Here is a 25,615-nt window from a genome sequence, read left to right as displayed (position 1 = left end):
GCGGCAGCTGTCCGGAATTGGGTATTTAAGACCAGAAAGAAGCAGGAGGCCCGGCGATGGCTGAGCGTGTCGAAATTTTCGAAGTCGGTCCGCGCGACGGGCTGCAGAATGAAAAGCGTGAAATCCCCGTGGCGGAGAAGGTCGCGTTGACAAACTGCCTGAGCCGGGCCGGGTTCTCGCGGATTGAGGTGGCGAGCTTTGTGTCGCCCAAATGGGTGCCGCAAATGGCGGGCAGCGCCCAGGTGCTGGCGGGCATCACCCGCGCGCCTGGCGTGCGGTATGCGGCACTGACACCCAATATGCGCGGTTACGAGGATGCTGTAGCTGCCAAGGCGGATGAAATCGCGGTCTTTGCCTCCGCCTCCGAAGGGTTCTCCAAGGCCAATATCAACGCCACAATCGAGGAAAGCATCACACGCTTTCTGCCCGTTTTGGAGGCTGCCAAGGAGAACGGGCTGCCGGTGCGGGGCTATGTCTCCTGCGTGACCGACTGTCCTTTTGACGGGGCAACACCGCCGGAGAAAGTGGCGGAGGTGGCCGAACGGCTGTACGCCCTCGGTTGCTATGAGATCTCGCTGGGCGACACCATCGGGCAGGGTACTCCGGAGGCGATCACCGCGATGCTGAGCGCCGTCACCGCACGGGTGCCTGCGGCCAGGCTTGCGGGGCATTACCACGACACCGCGGGCCGGGCGCTGGACAATATCGAGGTCTCGCTGGATCAGGGCGTGCGGGTCTTTGATGCTGCCGTGGGCGGTCTGGGCGGCTGTCCTTACGCGCCGGGGGCTGCGGGCAACGTGGCGACGGAAGCGGTGCACAAGCGCCTGACCGAGTTGGGCTATGACACGGGGCTGGACGGTAACGTGCTGGAAAAGGCTGCGGCACTGGCCCGTTCGATGCGCGGCCTGCAATAGAATTCAGCGGAGAAGCAAGATGTTTGAGACAATCACCCTGGACACTGACGCCCGTGGCGTCTGCACCCTTACTCTGAACCGTCCGGACAAACACAACGCCATGTCCGGCCAGATGCTGCAGGAGTTGATTCTGGCGGCCCGGCGGCTGAACGAAGATGAGACCGTCCGTGTTGTGGTGCTGACCGGTGCAGGCAAGAGTTTTTGCGCCGGCGGCGATCTGGGCTGGATGCGGGATCAGATGGATGCGGACGCCGAAACCCGTGGCCGCGAGGCGCGGGTGCTGGCAGAGATGCTGATGGCGCTTAACACCCTGGCTAAGCCGGTGATCGGCGCGGTGCAAGGCAATGCCTTTGGCGGCGGTGTTGGTATGGCCTCGGTCTGTGACGTTGCCATCGGCGCGGACCATCTGAAGATGGGGCTGACCGAGACCAGACTGGGACTGATTCCCGCCACCATCGGCCCTTATGTCATTGCCCGCATGGGCGAAGCCAAAGCAAGGCGTGTCTTCATGTCGGCCCGCCTGTTCGGCGCGGCAGAGGCAGTGGAGCTGGGGCTGCTGGCCAAAACCGTGCCCGCAGATCAGCTGGCAGAGGCGGTCGAAGCGGAGGTCGCACCTTATCTGAACTGTGCGCCGGGCGCCGTCGCTGCCGCCAAGAAGCTGGCCCGCGACTTGGGGCCGCAACTCGATGACGCTGTGATTGACCATACAATCAAGGCGCTGGTGGCGCGTTGGGAAGGCGACGAGGCGCAGGAGGGCATCAGCGCATTTTTTGAAAAGCGCAAACCTGCCTGGCAAGGCTGAAATACCGGTAAAAATGAGTCATGTTTTGATGGCGGCCGCGGTTTCCCCTGCGGCCGCTTTCCTTATGAAATAACTAAGGAATTACGCGCATGTTGCGGCTGTGCTTTTTCCTGTCACAAACCCTTGTAGATTAACCTTGCTTTAGTTGACGCTGTGGGGGCGGGGGGGTATGCACAGGGCAAATCAACACGCCAATTGACGTCGCGCGGGAAACCGCCGGGAAAAGGAGCTGCTCTTGGAAGAGATGTTGAGGGAATACCTGCCGATCCTGGTTTTCCTGGCCGTTGCGGCAGGATTGGGCATTGTCCTTATCCTGGCAGCCGTTGTGCTGGCGGTCCGCAACCCGGACCCGGAAAAGGTCAGCGCTTATGAGTGCGGCTTCAATGCCTTTGATGATGCCCGTATGAAATTCGACGTCCGGTTCTATCTGGTGTCGATTCTCTTCATCATTTTTGACCTGGAAATCGCATTCCTGTTTCCCTGGGCCGTCGGTTTTAAGGACATCAGCGACACTGGGTTCTGGTCGATGATGGTGTTCCTGGGCGTGCTGACCATCGGCTTTGCCTATGAATGGAAGAAAGGGGCGCTGGAATGGCAGTGATGACCGGAGCCAACACCGCGGGTGTGGACAAGGAAGTTGTCACCCAGGCCCTGAATGCTGAATTGCAAGACAAGGGTTTCCTGCTGACGTCGGCAGAAGACATCATCAATTGGGCGCGCACCGGCTCGCTGCACTGGATGACCTTCGGTCTGGCCTGCTGCGCGGTGGAGATGATGCACACCTCGATGCCGCGCTATGATGCCGAGCGTTTTGGCATCGCGCCACGCGCCTCGCCGCGCCAATCGGACGTGATGATCGTTGCGGGCACCCTCACCAACAAGATGGCGCCGGCCCTGCGCAAGGTCTATGACCAGATGCCTGAGCCGCGCTACGTGATTTCGATGGGATCCTGCGCCAATGGCGGCGGCTATTATCATTACAGCTATTCCGTCGTGCGCGGCTGCGACCGGGTTGTGCCGGTTGACGTTTATGTGCCCGGCTGCCCGCCGACGGCAGAAGCGCTGCTGTATGGGCTGATGCAGCTGCAGCGCAAAATCCGCCGCACCGGCACCCTTGTTCGCTAAGGCGGGAGAGAGCAGATGACTGAAGCACTGAATGAACTCGGCGCCCAGATCGAAGCCAAGCGCCCTGATTGCGTGGTGGCCTGGGACGTGTCCTTTGGCGAGCTGAACATTGACGTGACGCCCTCGAATATCGCCGGTCTGGTGGAGTTCCTGAAATCGGACCAGAACTGCAAGTTCTCCTCGCTGGTGGATATTACAGCGGTGGACTACCCGGAACGGGGCAAGAGGTTCGATGTCGTCTATCACTTCCTGTCGATGTACCGGAACCAGCGGATCCGCCTGCGCACTGCGGTGCGCGAAGATGAAATGGTGCCCTCGATCGTCGATGTGCACCCTTCGGCAAACTGGTTCGAGCGGGAAGTCTACGACATGTTCGGCATCCTGTTCTCCGGCCACCCGGACCTGCGCCGGATCCTGACCGACTATGGCTTCCGCGGCTATCCGCTGCGCAAGGATTTCCCGACCACCGGCTATACCGAAGTGCGCTATGACGAGGCGCAAAAACGCGTGGTCTACGAGCCGGTGAAGCTGGTGCAGGAATACCGCCAGTTTGATTTCATGTCGCCCTGGGAAGGTGCCGAATACATCCTGCCCGGCGACGAGAAGAAGGAGGGTGCAAACTGATGTGGTTTGAACCTCTGGCCGAAGTGGGAACCTTGCTGGCGGGCTGTGCGGCCATGCTGGGCGTGGCGATGCCCTTTTTTAAAAAATCCTCAGATTACTCAAATTGCGTAGTTTCGGTGCACAAGGCGGATAGGAGGCTGAAATGATGGACGGCTCCAAATTTGACGACGGCAGCGTTGATGCGCTGAGCGGCGAGCAGAAGATCCGCAACTTCAACATCAACTTCGGCCCGCAGCACCCTGCGGCGCATGGGGTTTTGCGCCTGGTGCTTGAACTCGACGGCGAAATTGTCGAGCGTTGCGATCCGCATATCGGCCTCTTGCACCGCGGTACTGAGAAGCTGATGGAAAGCCGCACCTACCTGCAGAACCTGCCGTATTTCGACCGCCTCGATTATGTGGCGCCGATGAACCAGGAACATGCCTGGTGCCTGGCCATCGAAAAACTGACCGGTGTCGAGGTTCCCCGCCGCGGCCAGCTGATCCGGGTGCTCTATTCGGAAATCGGCCGCGTTCTGAACCACCTTCTGAATGTCACCACACAGGCAATGGACGTTGGCGCGCTGACCCCGCCGCTGTGGGGCTTTGAAGAACGCGAAAAGCTGATGGTCTTCTACGAGCGCGCCTGCGGTGCGCGCCTGCACGCGGCCTATTTCCGCCCTGGCGGCGTGCATCAGGACATTCCGGACGATCTGCTGGACGATATCGACCTCTGGGCGCTGGAGTTTCCCAGGGTGCTGGACGACATCGACGGTCTTCTGACCGAAAACCGCATCTTCAAGCAGCGCAACTGCGACATTGGTGTGGTGACCGAGGAAGAAATTCAGCAATACGGCTTTTCGGGTGTCATGGTGCGCGGTTCCGGCCTCGCCTGGGACCTGCGCCGCGCGCAGCCCTATGAATGCTATGACGAGTTTGAGTTCCAGATCCCCGTCGGCAAGAACGGCGACTGCTACGACCGCTACCTCTGCCGGATGGAAGAGATGCGCCAATCGACCTCGATCATCCGCCAGGCAATTGTCAAACTGCGCGAAGCCACCGGCGACGTGATAGCCCGCGGCAAGCTGTCCCCGCCCAAGCGCGGCGACATGAAGACCTCGATGGAAAGCCTGATCCACCATTTCAAGCTCTACACCGAAGGCTTCCACGTCCCCGCGGGCGAGGTCTACGCCGCCGTCGAGGCGCCCAAGGGCGAGTTCGGCGTCTATCTGGTGGCGGACGGGTCAAACAAACCCTACCGCTCCAAGATCCGCGCGCCGGGTTTCCTGCACCTGCAGGCGATGGACCACGTGGCCGGCGGCCACCAGCTGGCCGATGTCGCCGCCATCATCGGCACCATGGACGTCGTGTTCGGGGAGATCGACCGTTGAGCCTGCCCGCCCTTTTTCATCTTTCTAAAAATACTCCCGCCGGAGGCATCCGTGCGGGCAACACCCACCAAAAGGTGATCTGATGCTGCGCCGTCTCCACCACGAACAACCCGACAGCTTTGCCTTCACTCCGGCCAATCAGGCCTGGGCTGAAGCGCAGATCACCAAATATCCCGAAGGCCGCCAGGCCTCGGCGGTCATTCCGCTCTTGTGGCGTGCGCAAGAACAGGAAGGCTGGGTCACAAAACCCGCTATTGAGGCCATCGCCGATATGCTGGGCATGGCTTATATCCGGGTGCTGGAAGTCACCTCTTTCTACTTCATGTTCCAGATGCAACCCACAGGGTCTGTTGCCAATATTCAGATCTGCGGCACCACGTCCTGCATGATATGCGGGGCTGAGGACCTGGTTGCGGTCTGCAAGGAAAAAATCGCCGCAAAGCCGCACACCCTGTCGGCGGACGGCAAGTTTTCCTGGGAAGAGGTTGAGTGCCTGGGCGCCTGCACCAACGCTCCGATGGCGCAGATCGGCAAGGACTATTACGAGGACCTGACGGTTGAGACCTTTACCATGCTGCTGGACAATCTGGCCGCAGGCAAAATGGTGACGCCGGGCCCTCAGAACGGGCGGTACGCAGCTGAGCCTGAATCGGGCCTCACCTCGCTGACTGACTTTGACAGCGGCAAGACCCAGTACAATGCAAGCGCGCAGCTGGCGATGGACATCAAGGATGGCGTCAAGCGTATCCAGGGTGATGAAGTGCCGCTGCTGACCCCTTGGGTTGGCAAGGACGGCGTTGTTGCCGGCCGGGCCGCGGCAGATGCGCCGCCCAAAGCACCGGAAGCGCCCAAACCTGCCGCGAAACAGGCGGAAGAAGCTGCCAGGGCGGCCCCCAAAAAGTCGGACGCGGCTGAGCCTTCCTCTCCGGAAGGGGCGGCGGCAAAACCTGCGGCGGACAGCCAGCCCGAGGAAGCCCAGCCGGAAATCCTGAAGGAAGCCCGCGGCGGCCTGGCGGATGATCTGAAACTGCTCAAAGGGGTTGGCCCCAAGCTGGAGCAGACCCTGAACGAGCTGGGGTTCTTCCATTTCGACCAGATTGCCGACTGGACAGAGGCCGAGGTGTCTTGGGTTGATGCGCGGCTCAAGTTCAAGGGCCGGATCACCCGCGACGGCTGGATCGAACAGGCCAAGCGGCTGCAGGTGGGCGACGAGACCGAATTCGCCAGACGTGCCAAGGAAGAGCACATCTACGACGACGGCAAAGACGAATGATCGGGATGCGGCTCTGCAAGGCCGCGCTTGGGTGATAGGGAACAGATGAGCAAGGAACAGGACCAGGCTATCGCTGCAAAGGGCCGGCATATTGCGCTTGTGATTGCCGGGACCATTTTGCTGTGGATCGCTGTGTCGCTGTTCATCGGCCCCATGCTGGGGCTGCCGGGGCGCTATGCCTTGCTGTTCGACTTCGCCGCGCTGGCAGGCATGATCTATGCCCTGGTCAACATATTTCAACTCTGGCGCATGCGCCGGGCCAATGAACAAGAAAACCAAAGGTAGGCACACATGCTGAAGGATCAGGACCGGATCTTTACCAACCTTTACGGGATGCACGAACGTAACCTGGCGGGCGCCAAGGCGCGCGGCCATTGGGATGGCACCGCCGGCATCGTTGAAAAGGGCCGTGACTGGATCATTCAGACCATGAAAGACAGCGGCCTGCGCGGCCGCGGCGGTGCGGGTTTCCCGACCGGTCTGAAGTGGTCCTTCATGCCCAAGGAAAGCGATGGCCGCCCGGCCTTTCTGGTGATCAACGCGGATGAATCCGAGCCTGGCACCTGCAAAGACCGCGAAATCATGCGCCATGATCCGCATACGCTGATCGAGGGCGCACTGATCGCCAGTTTCGCGATGAACGCGCATACCTGCTACATTTATCTGCGCGGCGAATACATCCGCGAGCGTGAGGCGCTGCAGGCCGCGATCGACGAATGCTATGATCAGGGCCTGCTGGGCAGGAACGCGGCCGGCTCTGGCTGGGACTTCGACGTCTTCCTGCACCACGGGGCAGGGGCCTATATCTGCGGCGAGGAAACTGCCCTGATTGAAAGCCTTGAGGGCAAGAAGGGCATGCCCCGGATGAAGCCGCCGTTCCCGGCGGGTGCGGGTCTTTATGGCTGTCCGACCACGGTGAACAACGTCGAATCCATTGCCGTTGTGCCGACTATCCTGCGCCGCGGTGCCGATTGGTTCGCAGGCTTCGGCCGCCAGAACAACGCAGGCACCAAGCTGTTTGCGATCTCCGGTCATGTGAAAAACCCCTGTGTGGTTGAAGAGGCGATGTCGATTGGATTCGAGGAACTGATCGAAAAGCACTGCGGCGGCATCCGCGGCGGCTGGGACAACCTGCTGGCGGTGATCCCCGGCGGCTCCTCGGTGCCTTGCGTGCGCGGCGAGAACATGCGCGACGCAATCATGGACTTCGACTACCTGCGCGGCGAGCTGGGCTCGGGCCTTGGCACCGCGGCGGTCATTGTGATGGACAAGCAGACCGACATCATCAAGGCGATCTGGCGCCTGGCCAAGTTCTACAAGCACGAAAGTTGCGGCCAATGCACCCCGTGCCGCGAAGGCACCGGCTGGATGATGCGCGTCATGGACCGCCTGGTAAAGGGCGAGGCCGAGCTGGAAGAGATCGACATGCTGTGGGACGTGACCAAACAGGTCGAAGGCCACACCATCTGCGCCCTTGGCGACGCGGCGGCCTGGCCGATCCAGGGCCTGATCAAGAACTTCCGCGAGGAAATCGAAGACCGCATCAAGGCCCAAAAGACCGGCCGAATGGGCGCGATGGCGGCGGAGTAACTGATGGAAGCCTTTGACGCATATTCCCACGCTCTGGCCGCGCTGGTGATCTTTACCCTGATCATCCTGGCGCTGTCGCCGTTTTCGGCGCTGGCCAAGCAGAAGGCAGGCCTTGCGCCGGGCGCCACGCCGCAAGAGGACTATGCCGAAAAGGCCTACCGTCTGAACCGGTGCTACCTCAATGGCTGCGAGACTTTGCCTGCCTTCCTGACAGTGACATTGGCGGCGATCCTGGCGGGCGCGGCGCCGTTTTGGGTAAACTTCCTGGCCTCGCTGGTGCTGGTATCGCGGGTGATCATGATCCTTATCCACCTGCGCGGCAGCGGCAAACCGCATGGCGGGTTGCGCTCGATTTTCTACGTGATTGGCTGGTCCTGTATGGGCGGCCTGGCAATTTTGACTTTGGTGGCAGTATTTTGAGCATTCTAACGACATACCGGATGGCCCTGCCGGTGGCCTGTTTGGCAGTTGCGGCGCTGGTCACGGCCTGCGGTTCCTCAACCACCAACAAAAACCGCGAGCTGTATGACGGCATCCCGTTCAAGGCTAAGGCCAAGCCGGTGGACAAGAAGGTGAACCGCGCTGATTTCTCCATTGAAATCAAGGGCGCCGACCGCTCCGTCACCGGTGCGCGCGCGGCTGCGGCCCACGCCGGAACTACCTATTGCGTTGTGAACTATGGTTCTTCCAAAATCGATTGGGCGGTGGACCCTGCCGATCAGGATACGCAGCTGACACTGACCGACGGCAAGGCCGTATTCCAGGGAACCTGCACACCGTGAGCGGATTTCCGGCATATCAGGGCTGGCCGGTCCGGCTGCTATTGAATAGCAGCGCCGCGCGCTTGAGCAGTGGGAGCTTCAAACTGAAGGAGTTCTTTGCCATGCGTGCCCTGATTGCTGTTGCCCTGTCTGCCTTTGTTGCCCTGCCGGTTTCGGCACAGGCCAAACCGTCGCTGCGCGATGTTGCCGAAATCGAAGACCCCCTGTTTGCGGTGGCCATGGCCAAGGAGGTCTCGGACCACTGCGACCGCCTTGCGCCGCGCTACTTCAAGGGGCTGGGCGAGTTGCGCAGGCTCAAAGCGCGGGCAAACGCGCTGGGATACACGGACACGGAAATCCGGGCCTACATCGACTCGGATGCTGAAAAGGCCCGTATGCGTGCCAAGGGCGAGCGTCTGCTGGCGCAAAACGGCGTCTTTTACGAACAACCGGAAACCTTCTGCGCCTATGGCCGCGCGGAAATCGAAAAGAACAGCGCGATCGGCGTGTTACTGAGGGCGAAATAGACCATGTCTGACCTCCGCAAGATCAACATTGACGGAACCGAGATCGAGGTGGACGGGGCGATGACCCTGATCCAGGCTTGTGAGGAGGCCGGTGTCGAGATCCCGCGCTTCTGCTACCACGAGCGCCTGTCGATTGCGGGCAACTGCCGAATGTGCCTTGTTGAAGTTGTCGGCGGCCCGCCGAAGCCGGCGGCGTCCTGCGCGATGCAGGTGCGCGATCTGCGCCCCGGGCCGGAAGGACAGGCGCCGCAGGTGAAAACCAACTCGCCGATGGTCAAAAAGGCCCGCGAAGGCGTGATGGAATTCATGCTGATCAACCACCCGCTGGACTGCCCGATCTGCGATCAGGGCGGCGAATGCGACCTGCAGGACCAGGCGATGGCCTATGGCATCTCTGCCAGCCGCTTCAAGGAAGCCAAGCGCGCGGTGGATGATCCGGACCTTGGCCCGCTGGTCGGCACCGCTATGACCCGCTGCATCAGCTGCACCCGCTGCGTGCGCTTCACCTCTGAGGTGGCCGGCATCACCCAGATGGGGCAGACCGGGCGCGGCGAGGATGCAGAGATCACCTCCTACCTGAACCAGACGCTGCAATCGAACCTGCAGGGCAATATCATCGACCTTTGCCCGGTTGGCGCGCTGACGTCGAAACCTTATGCCTTCACCGCCCGTCCGTGGGAGCTGACCAAGACCGAAACCATCGACGTGATGGACGCGCTGGGATCGAACATCCGCGTGGACACCAAGGGCCGTGAAGTGATGCGTATCCTGCCGCGCAACCACGACGGTGTGAACGAGGAATGGATCAGCGACAAGACCCGCTTTGTCTGGGACGGGTTGCGCCGCCAGCGCCTTGACCGTCCTTATGTGCGTGTGGACGGCAAGCTTAAACCTGCCTCCTGGCCGGAAGCGCTTACTGCCGCAGCCAATGCCATGAAGGGCAAGAAAGTTGCCGGTCTAATCGGCGATCTGGCACCGGTTGAGGCCGCCTTTGCCCTGAAACAGCTGGTCGAAGGCCTGGGCGGCAAAGTGGAATGCCGCACGGACAACGCCCGCCTGCCCATAGGCAACCGGGCGGGTTATGCCGGCACCGCGGCCATCGAAGACATCGACAGCGCCGAATACATTCTGTTGGTCGGCACCAACCCGCGTGATGAAGCCCCGGTGCTGAATGCGCGCATCCGCAAGGCCTGGCTGAACGGCGCGAAGATCGGCAATATCGGCCAGCCGGCGGATCTGACCTATGACGTGTTCCAGATGGGGGCAGGGCGCGACGCGCTTGCCGGTCTGGAAAAGCACGAGTTCACTGACATCCTGGAAAAGCCGTCGGTAATTGTCGTGGGCGCCGGCGCTTTGCGTGAAGCAGACGGGCTTGCCGTTCTGGCTCATGCCATGCATGCGGCCGAACGCACCAACGGCAAGCTGCTGATCCTGCACACCGCTGCGTCCCGTGTGGGGGCAATGGATGTGGGGGCCGTCACCGAAGGCGGCATGGAAGCAGCCATCGACGGCGCCGAGGTGATCTATAACCTGGGTGCGGATGAGGTCGAAATCGACAGGTCTGAAAGCGGGGGCGCCTTTGTGATCTACCAGGGCTCCCATGGCGACCGCGGCGCACATCGCGCTGACGTGATCCTGCCGGGCGCTGCCTATACCGAAGAAAACGGCTTGTTCGTAAACACCGAAGGCCGTCCGCAGCTTGCGATGCGGGCAGCATTCGCACCGGGTGAAGCCAAGGAAAACTGGGCCATCCTGCGCGCCCTCAGCGCCGAAGTTGATGCCACGCTGGGCTATGACTCTCTGGCGCAGCTGCGCCAAGCGCTGGTGGCCGAGGTGCCGCATCTGGCCAGGATCGACGAAGTGGCTGAGAAAACAGGCGACGCGCTGGAGCTGGACAAGCTTGGCAAGGCTGACTTCCTGCCTGCGGTCAAGGACTTCTACCTGACCAACCCGATTGCCCGCGCCTCGCAGCTGATGGCGGAACTGTCGGCGGGTGTGAAAGCCCGCGAAACCGGGAAACTGGCTGCCGAATGATCCGCTTTGCCCTCATAACGCCCTTTCTGCTGGCCGCCTGTGCAATGGCGCCCGGCAGCGAAGGCGGGCGGCCCGCCCCGATCTATGAAGGGGTGGAAACCAGTCTGCTGGAGGGCGATCTGGTGCAATTTCACGTCTCCATGCGCGGCGCAACCGTGCAGGAAGACCTCGACAACTATGCGGAATGTGCCGCCGCGCAATATGCGCTGATCCGGGACTACGGGTTTGCACGCCATGTGCGCACAACAATGAAACAGGCAGGGGGCAGCCGGACCGCTGATGCGGTCTATCTGATTTCGCCCTCTCTGCCGCGCGGGCTGCGCACCATTGACGCTGAAGTCGTGGTTGCGGATTGCGCGGCAAACGGAATACCGACGGTGTGAGGACCTATGGCTGATTTCTTTAACACTCCAGGCGGCATCGCTGTTCTGATCCTGGCGCAAGTGCTTGCAGTTGTTGCCTTTGTGATGATCTCGCTCCTGTTCCTTGTCTACGGGGACCGCAAGATCTGGGCCGCGGTCCAGATGCGCCGGGGACCGAACGTGGTGGGCGTCTTCGGCCTGCTGCAATCGGTAGCCGACGCGCTGAAATATGTGGTCAAGGAAGTGGTGATCCCGGCCGGCGCCGACCGCCCGGTCTTTATCCTGGCGCCGCTGACGTCTTTTGTGCTGGCGATGATCGCCTGGGCGGTGATCCCGTTCAACGACGGCTGGGTGCTCAGCGACATCAACGTCGCCATTCTTTATGTCTTTGCGGTCTCCAGCCTTGAGGTCTACGGCGTGATCATGGGCGGCTGGGCCTCGAACTCGAAATACCCGTTCCTGGGATCGCTGCGGTCGGCCGCACAAATGATCTCCTACGAAGTATCGCTGGGGCTGATCATCATCGGTATCATCATCTCCACCGGTTCGATGAACTTTGGCGACATCGTGCGGGCGCAGGACGGCGATCTGGGCCTCTTGAACTGGTACTGGATCCCGCATTTCCCGATGGTCTTCCTGTTCTTCATCTCGGCGCTGGCAGAAACTAACCGCCCGCCGTTCGACCTGCCGGAAGCGGAATCGGAACTGGTTGCGGGTTACCAAGTGGAATACTCGGCAACGCCTTTCCTTCTGTTCATGGCCGGTGAATACATCGCCATCTTCCTGATGTGCGCACTGACGTCGCTCTTGTTCTTCGGCGGCTGGCTGTCGCCGATCCCCGGCTTGCCCGACGGCGTGCTGTGGATGGTTGCCAAGATGGCATTCTTCTTCTTCCTCTTCGCGATGGTCAAGGCGATCACCCCGCGCTACCGCTACGACCAGCTGATGCGCCTGGGCTGGAAAGTGTTCCTGCCGTTCTCGCTGGCCTGGGTGGTCTTCGTGTCCTTTGCCGCAAAATTCGACTGGTTCTGGGGCATCTTCGCCCGCTGGACCGTGGGGGGCTAAACAGCGATGGGCGTCGATATCGAGCTCTTCGAACGGCTGGCCGACTTGTCGGCCCGCTTCCAGCCGGAAGGCCGGACGCTCATGCTTGGGCGCCATTCCTTCCAGGTGGAGGATCATATCAAACACAAGTTTGACCGGATCCTGCGCAAGAAGGGGCTCGATCTGACCCATACGGAACTGCTGCAGGAGGACGGTTATTGCGAAACCCTGATGCGGAAGCTGGGGTTTGGCGACATGGAGACGATGGACTTTTCGGATTATGAGGGTGCGACGATCCTCCATGACCTGAACCGCCCGGTGGCTGCCGAGCTGGAAGGGCAGTTCGATCTGATCTTTGACGGCGGTACGATTGAGCATGTCTTTAATGTGCCGATGGCGCTGGAAACCGTATTCCGGATGCTGAAACCGGGCGGGCGGTTTATTTCCGCCAACGGGTTCAACGGCTGGCCCGCGCATGGCATCTACCAGTTCAATCCGGAACTGGTCTGGACGTTTTGGGGACGCAACTGCGGCTGCACGGTGCATGATTGCCGCGGCATCCACAAACGGCCGCGCGGCGGCGACTACCATATCGAATTCCAGGACCCCGCAGAGACCGGCAAACGGATGCGGCTTAAGGGCAAGATACCGGAGGGGCGCATGTACCTCTACTACGAGATCGAAAAGACCAAGGATTCAGTGATGAAAGACCTGGTTCTGCAAAGCGACTATGAAACCAAGTGGCACAGCCACGGAAACGCCGGCGCAACCCGGCTTGATGACGAAATGGCTCCGCAATGACCCAAATCGACTACACCCGCGCCGCCAAATACTTCCTGCTGCAGGATTTCTGGGTCGGCTTCAAACTGGGGATGAAGTATTTCTTCGCCCCCAAGGCCACCCTGAACTACCCGCATGAGAAGGGCCCGCTGTCACCCCGCTTCCGCGGCGAGCACGCGCTGCGCCGCTATCCGAACGGCGAAGAGCGCTGTATTGCCTGCAAGCTGTGCGAGGCGGTCTGCCCCGCGCAGGCGATCACCATCGACGCGGAACCGCGCGAGGATGGCAGCCGCCGCACCACGCGGTACGACATCGACATGACCAAATGCATCTACTGCGGCTTCTGCCAGGAAGCCTGCCCGGTGGATGCCATCGTCGAAGGCCCGAACTTTGAGTTCGCCACCGAAACCCGCGAGGAGCTGTTCTACGATAAGGACAAGCTGCTGGCCAACGGTGAACGCTGGGAAGCCGAGATTGCCCGCAACCTGGAAATCGACGCGCCGTACCGATGAGAGAGAAGCGCAAAAGTTTTCAAAAACTTTTGCCAAGAATTTTTGAAAATTCTTGGACGGAGGACAGGACATGACCAAACAGCCGCCCAATCCGTTTGAGGCCATGATGGCCCAGATGCAGACCCAGGCGCAGGAGATGGCCAAGGCCTTCAATCCGGCGCTGGAGAACTTCTCGCCCTCGGAGGCTTTCAAGGAGTTCGAAAGCTTATGGCCCACCATGCCCAAAGAGGTCATGGAAATGATGTTCGGCAACACCGTCAACAAGGACGGGCTGGATGCCAAGACTCGGCTGCTGCTGACACTGGCCGGGCTGACAATGCAGGGCGCGCAGGCGGATTCAGCGGTGCGCCAGACCGTGCGCCACGCCCTGGCGGCAGGCGCAAAGAAACAAGAGATCGTGGAAACGATCGGACAGATGTCGGTCTTTGCCGGCATTCCGGCCATGAACCGGGCGCTGGATCTGGCGCAGACGGTCCTGGACGACAACAAGGACGATGAGACATGAGCGTTTTTGCCTTCTACCTCTTCGCCGTCAGCGCCATCACCGGCGGGCTGTTCACCGTGATCAGCCGCCAGCCGGTGCATTCGGTGCTGTGGCTGATCCTGGCCTTTATTTCTTCGGCCGGGCTGTTTGTGCTCTTGGGGGCGGAGTTTGTCGCCATGCTGCTGATCATCGTCTATGTAGGCGCGGTCGCGGTGCTGTTCCTGTTCGTAGTAATGATGCTCGACGTGGATTTTGCCGCGCTGAAGGCCGAGATGGCGCGGTACCTGCCGCTGGCGCTGCTGATCGGCCTGGTCATCCTGATGCAGTTCGTGATGGCCTTTGGCGTCTGGGAAACCGCGCACAAAGCGCCTGAGCTGCTGGCCAACCCAGTGCCCGCCGACCGCCACAACACCGAGGCGCTCGGCCTCATCATTTATGACCAATATTTCCTTCTGTTCCAATTGTCAGGCCTGATCCTGCTGGTGGCGATGATCGGCGCGATTGTGCTGACCCTGCGCCACCGCACCGACGTCAAGCGCCAGGACGTGGTTGCCCAGATGATGCGCGACCCGGCCGTGGCAATGGAACTCAAGGACGTGAAACCGGGGCAGGGGCTGTGAGCACATGATCGGACTTGAACATTATTTGACCGTCGCGGCGACGCTGTTCGTCATCGGCATCTTCGGGCTCTTCCTGAACCGCAAGAACGTGATCATCCTGCTTATGAGCATCGAACTGATGCTGCTGGCGGTGAACATCAATCTGGTCGCTTTCTCCAGCTTCCTGGGCGATCTGGTGGGGCAGGTCTTTACCCTGTTTGTGCTGACCGTGGCCGCCGCCGAGGCCGCCATCGGCCTGGCGATCCTGGTCTGCTTCTTCCGTAACCGCGGCACCATTGCCGTCGAAGACGTCAACGTGATGAAGGGCTGAAGAAACATGGAAACCATCCTTCTCTTTGCCCCGCTGGCGGGCGCCCTGATCTGCGGCTTCGGCTGGAAATTCATCGGTGAGAAAGCCGCCACTGTCACGGCCACATCGCTGCTGTTCCTGGCGGCACTTCTCAGCTGGATCACCTTCCTGTCGTTTGACGGGGTGACCGAAAACATCGAAATCTTCCGCTGGATCGAAAGCGGCTCGCTGTCGACCTCCTGGGCTATCCGGCTGGACCGGCTGACCGCGATCATGCTGATCGTAATCACCACGGTGTCGTCGCTCGTGCATCTGTACAGCTTCGGCTACATGTCGCATGACCCGCAGTGGAAAGACGGCGAAAGCTACAAGCCGCGCTTCTTTGCTTATCTGTCGTTTTTCACCTTTGCGATGCTGATGCTGGTGACCTCTGACAATCTGGTGCAGATGTTCTTTGGCTGGGAAGGCGTCGGCGTCGCCTCTTACCTGCTGATCGGCTTTTACTACCGCAAGCCCACCGCCAACGCGGCAGCGATGAAAGCGTTTATCGTCAACCGGGTCGGCGACTTCGGCTTTGCGCTAGGGATCTTCGGGCTGTTCTTCCTGACCGACAGCATCAACCTTGCGGACATCTTTGCCGCCGCCCCGGCGCTGGCGGAAACCCAAGTGTCGTTCCTGTGGAGCGAGTGGAATGCTGCCAACCTGATTGCTTTCCTGCTGTTTGTCGGCGCGATGGGCAAATCGGCGCAGCTGATCCTGCACACCTGGCTGCCGGACGCGATGGAAGGCCCGACCCCTGTGTCGGCGCTGATCCACGCGGCAACCATGGTGACCGCGGGCGTTTTCCTGGTCTGCCGCATGTCGCCGCTGATGGAGTTTGCGCCTGAAGCCACTGCATTCATCACCGTCATGGGCGCAGCGACTGCCTTCTTTGCGGCCACCGTCGGGCTGGTGCAGAACGACATCAAACGGGTGATTGCGTACTCGACCTGTTCGCAGCTGGGCTATATGTTCGTGGCCGCTGGCGTCGGTATGTATTCCGCTGCCATGTTCCACCTGTTCACCCACGCCTTCTTCAAGGCGATGCTGTTCCTGGGCGCCGGTTCGGTGATCCACGCGATGCATCACGAGCAGGACATGCGCCACTATGGCAACCTGCGCAAAAAGATCCCGTGGACCTTCCGCGCAATGATGATCGGCACGCTTGCCATCACCGGTGTTGGTATCCCCTTGAGCGGCTGGATCGGCTTTGCCGGCTTCGTCTCAAAGGATGCGATTATCGAAAGCGCTTATGCGGGCGGCTCTATGTTCGGTTTCTGGGCGCTGGTGATTGCGGCCTTCATGACCTCTTTCTATTCTTGGCGCCTGATGTTCATGACCTTCTACGGCGAGGCACGCGGCGACAAACACACCCATGATCACGCCCATGAAAGCCCCTGGACCATGCTGGTGCCGCTGGGCGTGCTGGCGGTGGGTTCGGTTACCGCAGGCATGATCTGGTACAGCAGCTTCTTCGGCCACGCTGATCAGGTTGGCAAATTCTACGGCATTCCGGTTGCGGAAGCCGCAGCCGCGGCACATGGCGAAGACGCCGGTCACGGCGAGGACGCTGGACATGGTGACTCTGACGGCCACGGCGAAGAGGCTGCGCACGAAGAAGCCGCGGCTGAAGGCGCGCACCACTATGTGTTTGCCGGCAAACCGGGTGAGGGCGGTATCTACATCGGCAAGGACAACCACATCCTGGAGGACGCCCACGCGGCCCCGAAATGGGTGAAGCTGTCCCCGTTCATGGCAATGGTTGCAGGTCTGGTGCTGGCGCTGTGGTTCTACATCTGGAACCCGTCGCTGCCGGCACGTCTGGCCGCACAGCAACGCCCGCTCTACCTGTTTCTGTTGAACAAGTGGTATTTTGACGAGATCTACAACGTGATCTTCGTCAAACCTGCCCTGGCCATTGGCCGCTTCCTGTGGAAACGCGGCGATGGGGGCACCATCGACGGCTTCCTCAATGGTCTGGCCATGGGCGTTGTGCCCTTCTTCACCCGTCTCGCCGGACGCGCACAGTCCGGCTACATCTTCACTTACGCCTTCTGGATGGTGCTGGGCATCGCAGCCCTGGTCACCTGGATGTCGATCGGCGGAGGAACGCACTGATGGACAATCTCCTTTCCATTGTCACCTTTATCCCGGCGCTGGCTGCAGGCATTCTGGCCTTGTTCCTGCGCGGCGAGGATAAGGCGGCGCAGCGCAACGCCAAGTATGTCGCGCTCTTTGCCACCACGATCACCTTCCTGGTGAGCCTTGGCATCTATTTCGAGTTCGACCCTGCCAACACCGGCTTTCAGTTTGTGGAAGACCGGGCCTGGATCCTGGGGCTGAAGTACAAGATGGGCGTCGACGGCATCTCGGTGTTGTTTGTGATGCTGACCACCTTCATCATGCCGCTGACCATTCTGGCCAGCTGGTCGGTCACGACCCGTGTGAAGGAATACATGATCGCCTTCCTGCTGCTGGAAACCCTGATGCTGGGTGTCTTCATGGCGCTGGACCTGGTGCTGTTCTACCTGTTCTTTGAGGCCGGCCTCATCCCGATGTTCCTTATTATCGGCATCTGGGGCGGCAAGGAGCGGATCTACGCCTCCTTCAAGTTCTTCCTCTACACCTTCTTTGGCTCGGTGCTGATGCTGGTGGCGATGGTCTTCATGTATGTGGATGCCGGCACTACCGATATCGAGGTCCTGCTGACCCACAGCTTCTCGGCGGCGTCGTTTGAAGTGCTGGGCATTCACGTCGTGGGCGGCGCCCAGACGCTGATGTTCCTGGCGTTTTTTGCCTCCTTTGCGGTGAAGATGCCTATGTGGCCGGTGCACACTTGGCTGCCGGACGCGCACGTGCAGGCACCGACTGCGGGCTCCGTGGTGCTGGCTGCGATCCTGCTGAAAATGGGTGGCTACGGCTTCCTCCGGTTCTCGCTGCCGATGTTCCCGGTGGGCGCGGATGTAATGACCGATATGGTCCTGTGGATGTCAGCCATCGCGGTGGTCTACACCTCGCTGGTGGCACTGGTGCAGGAGGACATGAAAAAGCTGATCGCCTATTCGTCAGTCGCGCACATGGGCTTTGTGACCATGGGCATCTTTGCCGCCAACCAGCAGGGCATCGACGGCGCCATCTTTCAGATGCTGTCGCACGGCTTCATCTCTGCTGCGCTGTTCCTGTGCGTCGGGGTGATCTATGACCGGATGCACACCCGCGACATCGACGCCTATGGCGGCCTGGTGATCCGGATGCCGGCATACGCTTTGGTGTTTATGTTCTTCACCATGGGCAACGTCGGCCTGCCGGGCACCTCTGGCTTTGTCGGTGAATTCCTGACCCTGATGGGCGCCTTCCAGAAAAACACCTGGGTGACGGCCGTGGCCGCAACCGGGGTGATCTTCTCGGCCGGCTATGCGCTGTGGCTCTACCGCAGGGTGGTGTTCGGCGACATGATCAAGGGCAGCCTGGCCGGCATCCGTGACATGACCGCACGCGAGCGCTTTGTCTTTGCGCCGCTGGTGGTCATGACCCTGCTGCTGGGCGTCTATCCGTCCCTGGTCACCGACATCATCGCGCCCTCGACCGAGGCGCTGATTGCAAACTTCAACCAGTCTCTGGCGGCTGCCGACATCTCGGCAGCCACCCGGATTGCTTCGCATTAAGGGAGCATCAGGCAGATGATCCAAGCTGATCTTACTGTAATCCTGCCAGAGATCGTTCTGGCGCTTTACGCGATGGGCGCGCTGCTTGGCGCGGTCTACACCACCAAGGACAAGCTGGCAGTGCCGCTGGTCTGGGCAACCGCCGCGCTGTTGGCGGCGGTAGCCTTCTGGATCGCGGCCAGCCCGGCCACCACCCAGACGGCCTTCAACGGCATGTTCATCAACGACGGCTTTGCCCGCTTTGCCAAGGTGGCGCTGCTGCTGGGCGCAGCGGCAGTGCTGCTGATCGGCCAGGACTATATGGCGCGCCGCGGCATGCTGCGGTTTGAATACCCGATCCTGGTGGCGCTCAGCGCTGTGGGGATGATGATGATGGTCTCCGCCGGCGACCTGATGTCCCTTTACATGGGGCTGGAGCTGCAGTCGCTGTCGCTTTATGTCGTCGCTGCAATGCGCCGCGACAGCGTGAAGTCGACCGAGGCGGGCCTCAAGTACTTCGTGCTGGGTGCCTTGTCCTCTGGCCTGCTGCTGTACGGTGCCTCGCTTGTCTACGGCTTTGCCGGCACCACCCAGTTTGCGGGCATCATCCAGGTTGCCGAACAGGGCCATATGTCCATCGGAATGCTGTTCGGGCTTGTCTTCATGATCTCAGGTCTGGCGTTCAAAGTCTCGGCGGTGCCTTTCCACATGTGGACCCCCGACGTCTACGAGGGCGCGCCGACCCCGGTCACCGCTTTCTTTGCCACCGCGCCCAAGGTTGCGGCGATGGGCCTGTTTGCCCGCGTCCTGCATGATGCCTTTGGCGGTGCAATCTCCGACTGGCAGCAGATCATCGTGGTGCTGTCGGTGCTGTCGATGTTCCTCGGCGCCATTGCCGCCATCGGCCAGCGCGACATCAAACGCCTGATGGCCTTCTCGTCGATTGCCCATATGGGCTATGCGATGATCGGTCTGGCAGCGGGCACCGAACAGGGCGTCACTGCGATGCTGGTGTATCTGGCGATCTACGTCACCATGAACATCGGTACATTCTCCTTTATCATGATGCTGGAGAAAGACGGCAAGCCCGTGACCGATATCATGGCGCTGAACCAGTTCGCCGCGCGCGAGCCGGGCAAGGCGCTGGCGGTGCTGATCCTGATGTTCTCGCTGGCCGGTGTGCCGCCGATGCTGGGCTTCTTTGCCAAGCTGGGCGTTTGGCAGGCGGGTGTTGATGCTGGGCTGATCGGGCTGGTCATTGCCTCTGCCGTGGCTTCGGTGATCGGTGCGTTTTACTACATCCGCATCGTCTTCTACATGTATTTCGGCACGGGCGATGACGATGTAGAAGCAAAGGGCTCGCCGATCCTGGGCGTGGCACTGATGGCCTCTGCAGCGCTGATGCTGGTGGGCGTGGTCTACCAGTTTGGCATCGACGGCGCCGCAGCTGCTGCCGCAGCAACGCTTGTAAATTGATCTGCTTTTCAGGCAGGCTGACAAGGCCCGGTCTTGTGACCGGGCCTTTCCGCATTTAAGGAGCGCGTATGAGCTGGCCAGCAGGATATGGAAAACGGGTGCTTGCCGAGGTCGACAGCACCCTGAACGAGGCCGCCCGCATCGCAGGCGAGCTGGCAGGCCCGGAGTGGATCCTGGCGCTGCGGCAGACCATGGGGCGGGGCCGCCGCGGGCGCGACTGGAAGGACCCCAAGGGCAATTTCGCCGCTACGCTGGTGATGCGGCCCCAAGGCGCGCCGGATCAGGCAGCGCTGCGCAGCTTTGTCGCGGCACTTGCGGTTTATGACGCCTGTGTTGCGGTTACCGGGCGCACCGAAGGCCTGTCGCTGAAATGGCCAAACGATGTGCTGCTGAAGGGCGGCAAGCTGGCGGGGATCCTGCTGGAAAGTGCCGGTAACGGGCAGGGGGTCACCCATCTGTTTGTCGGCATCGGTGTCAATCTGGTGGAAACTCCGATGAAGGAATGGCTGGAACCCGGTGCGGTCTGGCCGGTTTCGCTGTTGTCGGAAACCGGCGTTCAGGTCTCGCCTGAGGAGTTTCTGGATGCCGTGGCAGAGGCCTTTGCGCGCTATGAGCAGCAATTCACCACCTATGGTTTTGAACCGATTCGCACCGCATGGCTGGCGCGCGCCGCCAAGCTGGGCGAAGTGATCACCGCCCGCAGCGCCAGTTCCGAGACCGAAGGCACTTTTGAAACAGTGGACGCCGGCGGCAACCTTGTCCTAAACACTGCCAAGGGCCGCGTCAGCATTCCCGCGGCCGACATCTATTTCTAGGAAGGGGCAGCAATGCTTCTGGCAGTTGACTGCGGCAATACCAATACCGTCTTCTCGATCTACGACGGCGAAAAGTTCGTTGGTATGTGGCGCACCGCCACCGACTGGCAGCGCACTGCCGACCAGTATTATGTCTGGCTGAACACGCTGATGCGGCTGCAGGGGATCGAGGCGGATATCACCGACATGATCATCTCCTCCACCGTGCCGCGGGTGGTGTTCAATCTGCGGGTTTTGGCGGACCGCTATTTCAGCACGCGCCCCCTGGTGGTGGGTAAGCCCGGCTGCCTGCTGCCTGTCGCGGTGCGCGTGGACGAAGGCACCGCCGTTGGCCCCGACCGGCTGGTCAACACGGTATCCGGCTTTGACCTTTATGGCGGCAATCTGATTGTGGTGGATTTTGGAACTGCAACAACCTTTGATGTAGTGGCCGAGGATGGCGCCTATGTCGGCGGGGTGATTGCGCCCGGCGTGAACCTGAGCCTGGAGGCCCTGCACCAAGCTGCCGCCGCCCTGCCGCATGTGGACATCACCAAACCCGAAAATGTCATCGGCACCAACACCGTCGCCTGTATGCAGTCCGGCGTGTTCTGGGGCTATGTCGGCCTCGTCCGCGAGATTTGCACCCAAATCAAGGCGGAACGCGGCGTGGCGATGAAAGTAATCTCGACAGGCGGGCTGGCGCCTTTGTTCCAGCAATCCGCTGATCTGTTCGACGCATTTGAGGATGACCTCACCATGCATGGCCTGCAGATCATTCATAAATACAACAAGGATAATGGTACTGACGCATGAGCAGTGAAAGATTGATCTATCTGCCCCTCGGCGGGGCGGGTGAAATTGGCATGAATGCCTATGTCTACGGCTACGGGCCGAAGAACAAGGAACGCCTGATCCTGGTCGACCTGGGCGTAACCTTCCCCGATATGGACACCACCCCCGGCGTTGATCTGATCATGCCGGACATGACCTGGCTGAAAGAGCGGGTAGACCGGCTGGAGGGGATTTTCGTCACCCACGGGCACGAGGACCACATCGGCGCCATCGCGCATATGTATTCCAGCCTGAATGTGCCGGTCTACGCCCGTGCTTTCACCGCCAATCTGGCGCGGCGCAAGATGGAGGAGGCGGGTCACGATCCGGCCAATGTGCACACGGTCGAAGCCTGGCCGGAAGTGACCAAGCTGGGTCCCTTCACCATTGGCGTCGCCCCGATGAGCCACTCAATCCCCGAAAGCGGCGCGCTGGTGATTGACAGCCCGGCAGGGCGGGTGGTGCATACTGGCGACTTCAAGCTGGATTCCAATCCGCTGGTCGGCGAACCGTTTGATCCGGAGATGTGGGCAGAGATCGCCAAGGACGGCATCCAGACGCTGGTCTGCGATTCTACCAATGTGTTCTCCACCCATCCGGGCCGCTCGGAATCAGAGCTGCCGGATGAGATCACCCGGCTGATTTCCGAGGCCAAGGGCCTGGTTGCCGCCACCACATTTGCCTCCAACGTGGCCCGTGTGAAAACCCTGGCTGAAGCCGGGGTGCGGGCCGGGCGGTCCATTGTGCTGCTGGGCCGGGCGATGCGCCGGATGATCGAGGCGGCAACGGAAACCGGCGTTTTGACGGACTTCCCCAAGGTGATCAGCCCCGAAGACGCAAACAATGTGCCGCGCGACAATCTGATGCTGATCACAACCGGCAGCCAGGGCGAGCGCCGTGCGGCCTCCGCGCAGCTGGCGCGCGGCAAATACCGCGGGCTGGAGCTGAAGGAGGGCGACACCTTCCTGTTCTCCTCAAAGACCATCCCGGGCAATGAAAAGGGCGTGATCCGCATTATCAACCAGTTCTCTGAAATGGGTGTGGATGTGGTTGATGACAGCTCCGGCCTTTACCATGTGTCGGGGCACGCCAATGGGCCGGATCTGGAAACCATGCATACCCTGCTGAAGCCCAGAATGCTGGTGCCGATGCACGGCGAGCACCGCCATTTGCGCCAACACGCCCGCCTGGGCGAGGCAAAGGGCATTGCCAGCGCGGTTGTGGTCAACGGAATGATGATGGACCTCGGCGGCGACGCGCCCAAGTCCGCCGGCTATGTCGATACCGGCCGCACCTATCTGGACGGATCTGTCAAATACGGTGCGATGGACGGTGTTGTCCGCGACCGTATCCGCATGGCGCTGAACGGCCATGTGGTGGTGACAGTGCTGCTGGACGAGCAGGACGAACCGCTGGGCGAGCCCTGGTGCGACGTCAAGGGCCTGCCTGAGACCGGCAGTTCTAACGCCGCCCTGGTCGAGATAATGGAAGCGGATCTGAACCAGTTCCTGATGCGCGCCGGTGCCAAGACGCTGCGCGATGAGGAGAAGCTGGAACAGGAGCTGCGCCGTATTGCCCGCCAAAGCGCCCATAGCGAGATCGGCAAAAAACCCGAGGTGACGGTGGTCGTCAGCCGCATGCGCTGAGCCTGCGTGGGCCGGGCGGTTCTCCCGCCCGGCCCTAGCCGCATTAAAATGCAGCAGGCCCCGTTGGGCCAGGCGCCGCGCACCCTGACGGGTCCGCGGCGCTGCCGCAAAACAACAGTGCAAGAAACAACAACGCCGCGGCCTTCTTAGGCACGCGGCGTTGTCAATTCGGGTACTTGTCCGGCAGAGCCGCGAGAGGTCTCAGCCGTGCAGCGGACGGGCGCAGCTGGGGCAGGAAACTACCTTGCGCGGGGCGCTGAACATAGCGCGGAACAGGCGGCGCATCACGTTGGCAAACGCCTCGGCGCGCAGCTCATGGGCGCGGGCTTCAATGGCCTGGAATTGTGCAATGGTCAGGGTGTTGGTGTCGGTGGTGTTCATGGCGAAGCCCATCTTCAATCGCGTTACAGTGTTGCCGAAGCAATACGCCTGTCTGCACGGATTGACGCCACCCAAGATCGAAGACCCGTTATGCTGCAAATGCAAAGGTCGTTATGCTGCAGTTGCGTGGTGGGTCGCCCTTCTGCAGCCGCAATGAAAAAAGGCCGCCCCGAGGAGGAGCGGCCTGCAAAAAATGTCTGGCAGTGCCGGTCAGCCGGCCCGGCGCTCTGCAAAGCTGAGGGCGATGAAGCTGGGCAGATGGTCACCCATGCCGACCACGGATTTGTCGTCGCGTTTACCGTATTTACCGCGGCCCGAAGAGCGTTCGGGCTTTTGCGCAGGCGTTTCGTCCTTGCGGGGGCCGCGGGGCGCCTCCTTGCGGGGCTCGCGGGCTTCCGCCTCCGGCTTGGCCGTGCGGGTGTCCGCTGCCGGCTTGGCGGCGCGCGCGGGTTTTTCCGCCTTGGGTTCCGGCTTCACCGGGTTGTCCAGACGCGGGATCTCTTTCTGAAGCAGCTTTTCCACCGCATCCAACGCCTTGTCATCGCGCGGAATACAGATGGTGATGGCCTTGCCCTCGCGGCCGGCGCGCCCTGTGCGGCCGATCCGGTGGACGTAATCCTCGGCATGGCCGGGCACATCGAAATTGAACACATGGCTGACGCTGGGCACATCAAGGCCGCGCGCGGCCACATCGGACGCCACCAGGATGCGCAAGGCCCCTTCGCGGAAACCGTCCAAAGTCTTGGTCCGCTGGCTTTGATCCAGATCGCCATGGATCGGCGCTGCGTCATAACCATATTTCTTGAGCGATTTGGCGACGATATCCACATCCGTTTTACGGTTGCAGAAGATGATGCCATTGGTGAGCTTGTCACCCTCGCCATCAATCAGCGCGCGCAGTACCCGGCGTTTTTCCGTTGCTTCGCGGTCGCGGCGGGACGCTTTGAACTGCACGACGGTCTGTTCGATGGTTTCCGACGCAGTGGCCTGGCGGGCCACTTCAATCCGGGCCGGGCCTGACAGGAATGTGTTAGTGATCCGCTCGATCTCCGGCGCCATGGTGGCCGAAAAGAACAGCGTCTGGCGGGTGAACGGCGTCAGCGAGAAGATCCGCTCAATATCCGGGATAAAGCCCATGTCGAGCATCCGGTCGGCCTCGTCCACCACCATGATCTGCACGCCGGTGAGCAGCAGCTTGCCGCGCTCAAAATGGTCCAGCAGGCGGCCGGGGGTAGCGATCAGGACATCGACGCCTTTGTCAATCAACGCGTCCTGTTCCTTGAACGAAACCCCGCCGATCAGCAGTGCCTTGGTGAGCTTTACATGTTTGGCATAGGTGTCGAAGTTCTCCGCTACCTGGGCCGCCAGCTCGCGGGTGGGGCAAAGGACCAGGCTGCGCGGCATCCGGGCGCGGGCGCGGCCGCGCGCCAGAAGGGTGATCATCGGCAGCGTGAAAGACGCAGTCTTGCCGGTGCCGGTCTGGGCGATTCCCAGAACGTCGCGTCCCTCCAGTGCGGATGGAATCGCCCCGGCCTGGATTGGAGTGGGGGTTTCATATCCAGCTTCCTCAACAGCTTTGAGGACCTTGGGATTAAGGTTCAGATCGGAGAATTTTGTCATATGTATCCGTCATTGCGGACACTGACCTGGCCCGCGCGTGTGTGTTGCAACCGGCTCCGCAAAGGTCATGC

At 61.1% G+C, this 25,615-nt stretch carries 29 protein-coding genes; 27 read left to right on the top strand and 2 right to left on the bottom strand.

Annotation, left to right across the window (positions count from 1 at the left end):
* Nucleotides 1-56: 56 nt before the first annotated feature.
* The 27 genes from ETW24_RS12800 to ETW24_RS12675 all read left to right on the top strand — a co-directional run bounded on the left by ETW24_RS12800 (nucleotide 57) and on the right by ETW24_RS12675 (nucleotide 23,543).
* A complete protein-coding gene (locus tag ETW24_RS12800) occupies nucleotides 57-914 on the top strand; it encodes a hydroxymethylglutaryl-CoA lyase (protein WP_129371403.1) in 858 nt (285 codons plus the stop codon).
* 19 nt (nucleotides 915-933) lie between these two features.
* Entirely contained in the window at nucleotides 934-1,716 is a 783-nt protein-coding gene (locus ETW24_RS12795) for a crotonase/enoyl-CoA hydratase family protein (protein WP_129371402.1), read from the top strand.
* A 235-nt stretch (nucleotides 1,717-1,951) separates the two neighbouring features.
* Entirely contained in the window at nucleotides 1,952-2,317 is a 366-nt protein-coding gene (locus ETW24_RS12790) for an NADH-quinone oxidoreductase subunit A (protein ID WP_024090668.1), read from the top strand.
* Nucleotides 2,308-2,841, top strand: coding sequence for a NuoB/complex I 20 kDa subunit family protein (locus ETW24_RS12785; RefSeq protein WP_027258414.1), 534 nt, complete (start codon nucleotides 2,308-2,310; stop codon nucleotides 2,839-2,841). The genes ETW24_RS12790 and ETW24_RS12785 overlap by 10 nt, the downstream gene beginning before the upstream one ends.
* A gap of 72 nt (nucleotides 2,842-2,913) precedes the next feature.
* Nucleotides 2,914-3,465, top strand: a complete 552-nt coding sequence (locus tag ETW24_RS12780) for an NADH-quinone oxidoreductase subunit C (RefSeq protein ID WP_441328139.1) — start codon at nucleotides 2,914-2,916, stop codon at nucleotides 3,463-3,465.
* The gene (locus ETW24_RS24300) at nucleotides 3,465-3,611 is read left to right on the top strand and encodes a hypothetical protein (protein ID WP_164982742.1); all 147 of its coding nucleotides are present in this window, start codon (nucleotides 3,465-3,467) and stop codon (nucleotides 3,609-3,611) included. The genes ETW24_RS12780 and ETW24_RS24300 overlap by 1 nt, the downstream gene beginning before the upstream one ends.
* Nucleotides 3,611-4,834 carry an NADH-quinone oxidoreductase subunit D gene (locus tag ETW24_RS12775; RefSeq protein ID WP_205877263.1) on the top strand — a complete coding sequence of 408 codons (1,224 nt, stop codon included), beginning with the start codon at nucleotides 3,611-3,613 and terminating at the stop codon, nucleotides 4,832-4,834. Before ETW24_RS24300 ends, ETW24_RS12775 begins: the two co-directional genes overlap by 1 nt.
* 82 nt (nucleotides 4,835-4,916) lie before the next feature.
* Nucleotides 4,917-6,107 (top strand): NADH-quinone oxidoreductase subunit E, encoded by a 1,191-nt coding sequence (locus ETW24_RS12770; protein WP_129371399.1) that lies wholly within the window; start codon nucleotides 4,917-4,919, stop codon nucleotides 6,105-6,107.
* A gap of 45 nt (nucleotides 6,108-6,152) precedes the next feature.
* Nucleotides 6,153-6,392, top strand: coding sequence for a DUF5337 domain-containing protein (locus ETW24_RS12765; RefSeq protein WP_129371398.1), 240 nt, complete (start codon nucleotides 6,153-6,155; stop codon nucleotides 6,390-6,392).
* 6 nt (nucleotides 6,393-6,398) lie between these two features.
* Nucleotides 6,399-7,697, top strand: coding sequence for an NADH-quinone oxidoreductase subunit NuoF (gene nuoF, locus ETW24_RS12760; RefSeq protein ID WP_129371397.1), 1,299 nt, complete (start codon nucleotides 6,399-6,401; stop codon nucleotides 7,695-7,697).
* Between the two features lie 3 nt (nucleotides 7,698-7,700).
* Complete coding sequence (locus tag ETW24_RS12755; RefSeq protein ID WP_129371396.1) at nucleotides 7,701-8,117, top strand: MAPEG family protein; 417 nt, start codon at nucleotides 7,701-7,703, stop codon at nucleotides 8,115-8,117.
* Entirely contained in the window at nucleotides 8,114-8,479 is a 366-nt protein-coding gene (locus ETW24_RS12750; protein ID WP_237454885.1) for a hypothetical protein, read from the top strand. Before ETW24_RS12755 ends, ETW24_RS12750 begins: the two co-directional genes overlap by 4 nt.
* A gap of 101 nt (nucleotides 8,480-8,580) precedes the next feature.
* Entirely contained in the window at nucleotides 8,581-8,985 is a 405-nt protein-coding gene (locus ETW24_RS12745; RefSeq protein WP_129371395.1) for a DUF5333 domain-containing protein, read from the top strand.
* A gap of 3 nt (nucleotides 8,986-8,988) precedes the next feature.
* Nucleotides 8,989-11,019 carry an NADH-quinone oxidoreductase subunit NuoG gene (gene nuoG / locus ETW24_RS12740; RefSeq protein ID WP_129371394.1) on the top strand — a complete coding sequence of 677 codons (2,031 nt, stop codon included), beginning with the start codon at nucleotides 8,989-8,991 and terminating at the stop codon, nucleotides 11,017-11,019.
* Nucleotides 11,016-11,402, top strand: a complete 387-nt coding sequence (locus ETW24_RS12735) for a hypothetical protein (RefSeq protein ID WP_129371393.1) — start codon at nucleotides 11,016-11,018, stop codon at nucleotides 11,400-11,402. Before nuoG ends, ETW24_RS12735 begins: the two co-directional genes overlap by 4 nt.
* Before the next feature lie 6 nt (nucleotides 11,403-11,408).
* Complete coding sequence (gene nuoH / locus ETW24_RS12730) at nucleotides 11,409-12,446, top strand: NADH-quinone oxidoreductase subunit NuoH (RefSeq protein WP_129371392.1); 1,038 nt, start codon at nucleotides 11,409-11,411, stop codon at nucleotides 12,444-12,446.
* A 6-nt stretch (nucleotides 12,447-12,452) separates the two neighbouring features.
* Complete coding sequence (locus ETW24_RS12725) at nucleotides 12,453-13,226, top strand: methyltransferase domain-containing protein (protein ID WP_129371391.1); 774 nt, start codon at nucleotides 12,453-12,455, stop codon at nucleotides 13,224-13,226.
* Nucleotides 13,223-13,717: an NADH-quinone oxidoreductase subunit NuoI gene (gene nuoI / locus ETW24_RS12720; protein WP_129371390.1), complete on the top strand. Its 495-nt coding sequence runs from the start codon at nucleotides 13,223-13,225 to the stop codon at nucleotides 13,715-13,717. The genes ETW24_RS12725 and nuoI overlap by 4 nt, the downstream gene beginning before the upstream one ends.
* A gap of 70 nt (nucleotides 13,718-13,787) precedes the next feature.
* Nucleotides 13,788-14,222, top strand: a complete 435-nt coding sequence (locus ETW24_RS12715) for a carboxymuconolactone decarboxylase family protein (protein ID WP_129371389.1) — start codon at nucleotides 13,788-13,790, stop codon at nucleotides 14,220-14,222.
* Entirely contained in the window at nucleotides 14,219-14,821 is a 603-nt protein-coding gene (locus tag ETW24_RS12710) for an NADH-quinone oxidoreductase subunit J (protein WP_129371388.1), read from the top strand. Before ETW24_RS12715 ends, ETW24_RS12710 begins: the two co-directional genes overlap by 4 nt.
* A 4-nt stretch (nucleotides 14,822-14,825) precedes the next feature.
* Nucleotides 14,826-15,131: an NADH-quinone oxidoreductase subunit NuoK gene (gene nuoK / locus ETW24_RS12705; RefSeq protein WP_008553673.1), complete on the top strand. Its 306-nt coding sequence runs from the start codon at nucleotides 14,826-14,828 to the stop codon at nucleotides 15,129-15,131.
* Between the two features lie 6 nt (nucleotides 15,132-15,137).
* A complete protein-coding gene (gene nuoL, locus ETW24_RS12700; protein ID WP_129371387.1) occupies nucleotides 15,138-17,267 on the top strand; it encodes an NADH-quinone oxidoreductase subunit L in 2,130 nt (709 codons plus the stop codon).
* Nucleotides 17,267-18,814: an NADH-quinone oxidoreductase subunit M gene (locus ETW24_RS12695; protein ID WP_129371386.1), complete on the top strand. Its 1,548-nt coding sequence runs from the start codon at nucleotides 17,267-17,269 to the stop codon at nucleotides 18,812-18,814. The genes nuoL and ETW24_RS12695 overlap by 1 nt, the downstream gene beginning before the upstream one ends.
* Before the next feature lie 15 nt (nucleotides 18,815-18,829).
* Nucleotides 18,830-20,269: an NADH-quinone oxidoreductase subunit NuoN gene (nuoN, locus tag ETW24_RS12690; RefSeq protein ID WP_129371385.1), complete on the top strand. Its 1,440-nt coding sequence runs from the start codon at nucleotides 18,830-18,832 to the stop codon at nucleotides 20,267-20,269.
* 68 nt (nucleotides 20,270-20,337) lie between these two features.
* The gene (locus ETW24_RS12685; RefSeq protein ID WP_129371384.1) at nucleotides 20,338-21,084 is read left to right on the top strand and encodes a biotin--[acetyl-CoA-carboxylase] ligase; all 747 of its coding nucleotides are present in this window, start codon (nucleotides 20,338-20,340) and stop codon (nucleotides 21,082-21,084) included.
* A gap of 12 nt (nucleotides 21,085-21,096) precedes the next feature.
* The gene (locus ETW24_RS12680) at nucleotides 21,097-21,879 is read left to right on the top strand and encodes a type III pantothenate kinase (RefSeq protein WP_129371383.1); all 783 of its coding nucleotides are present in this window, start codon (nucleotides 21,097-21,099) and stop codon (nucleotides 21,877-21,879) included.
* Nucleotides 21,876-23,543 (top strand): ribonuclease J, encoded by a 1,668-nt coding sequence (locus ETW24_RS12675; protein ID WP_129371382.1) that lies wholly within the window; start codon nucleotides 21,876-21,878, stop codon nucleotides 23,541-23,543. Before ETW24_RS12680 ends, ETW24_RS12675 begins: the two co-directional genes overlap by 4 nt.
* 201 nt (nucleotides 23,544-23,744) lie before the next feature.
* Here the strand turns inward: ETW24_RS12675 and ETW24_RS12670 are convergent, their stop codons facing one another.
* Both ETW24_RS12670 and ETW24_RS12665 read right to left on the bottom strand, forming a co-directional pair.
* Complete coding sequence (locus ETW24_RS12670; protein WP_129371381.1) at nucleotides 23,745-23,924, bottom strand: RSP_7527 family protein; 180 nt, start codon at nucleotides 23,922-23,924, stop codon at nucleotides 23,745-23,747.
* 210 nt (nucleotides 23,925-24,134) lie between these two features.
* Nucleotides 24,135-25,544, bottom strand: a complete 1,410-nt coding sequence (locus ETW24_RS12665; RefSeq protein WP_129371380.1) for a DEAD/DEAH box helicase — start codon at nucleotides 25,542-25,544, stop codon at nucleotides 24,135-24,137.
* Nucleotides 25,545-25,615: the final 71 nt, after the last annotated feature.

Source organism: Leisingera sp. NJS204 (assembly GCF_004123675.1).
Classification (GTDB): Bacteria; Pseudomonadota; Alphaproteobacteria; order Rhodobacterales; family Rhodobacteraceae; genus Leisingera.
Note: the sequence above shows the minus strand (reverse complement) of the source record. Positions and strands in the feature narration are given on the sequence as shown.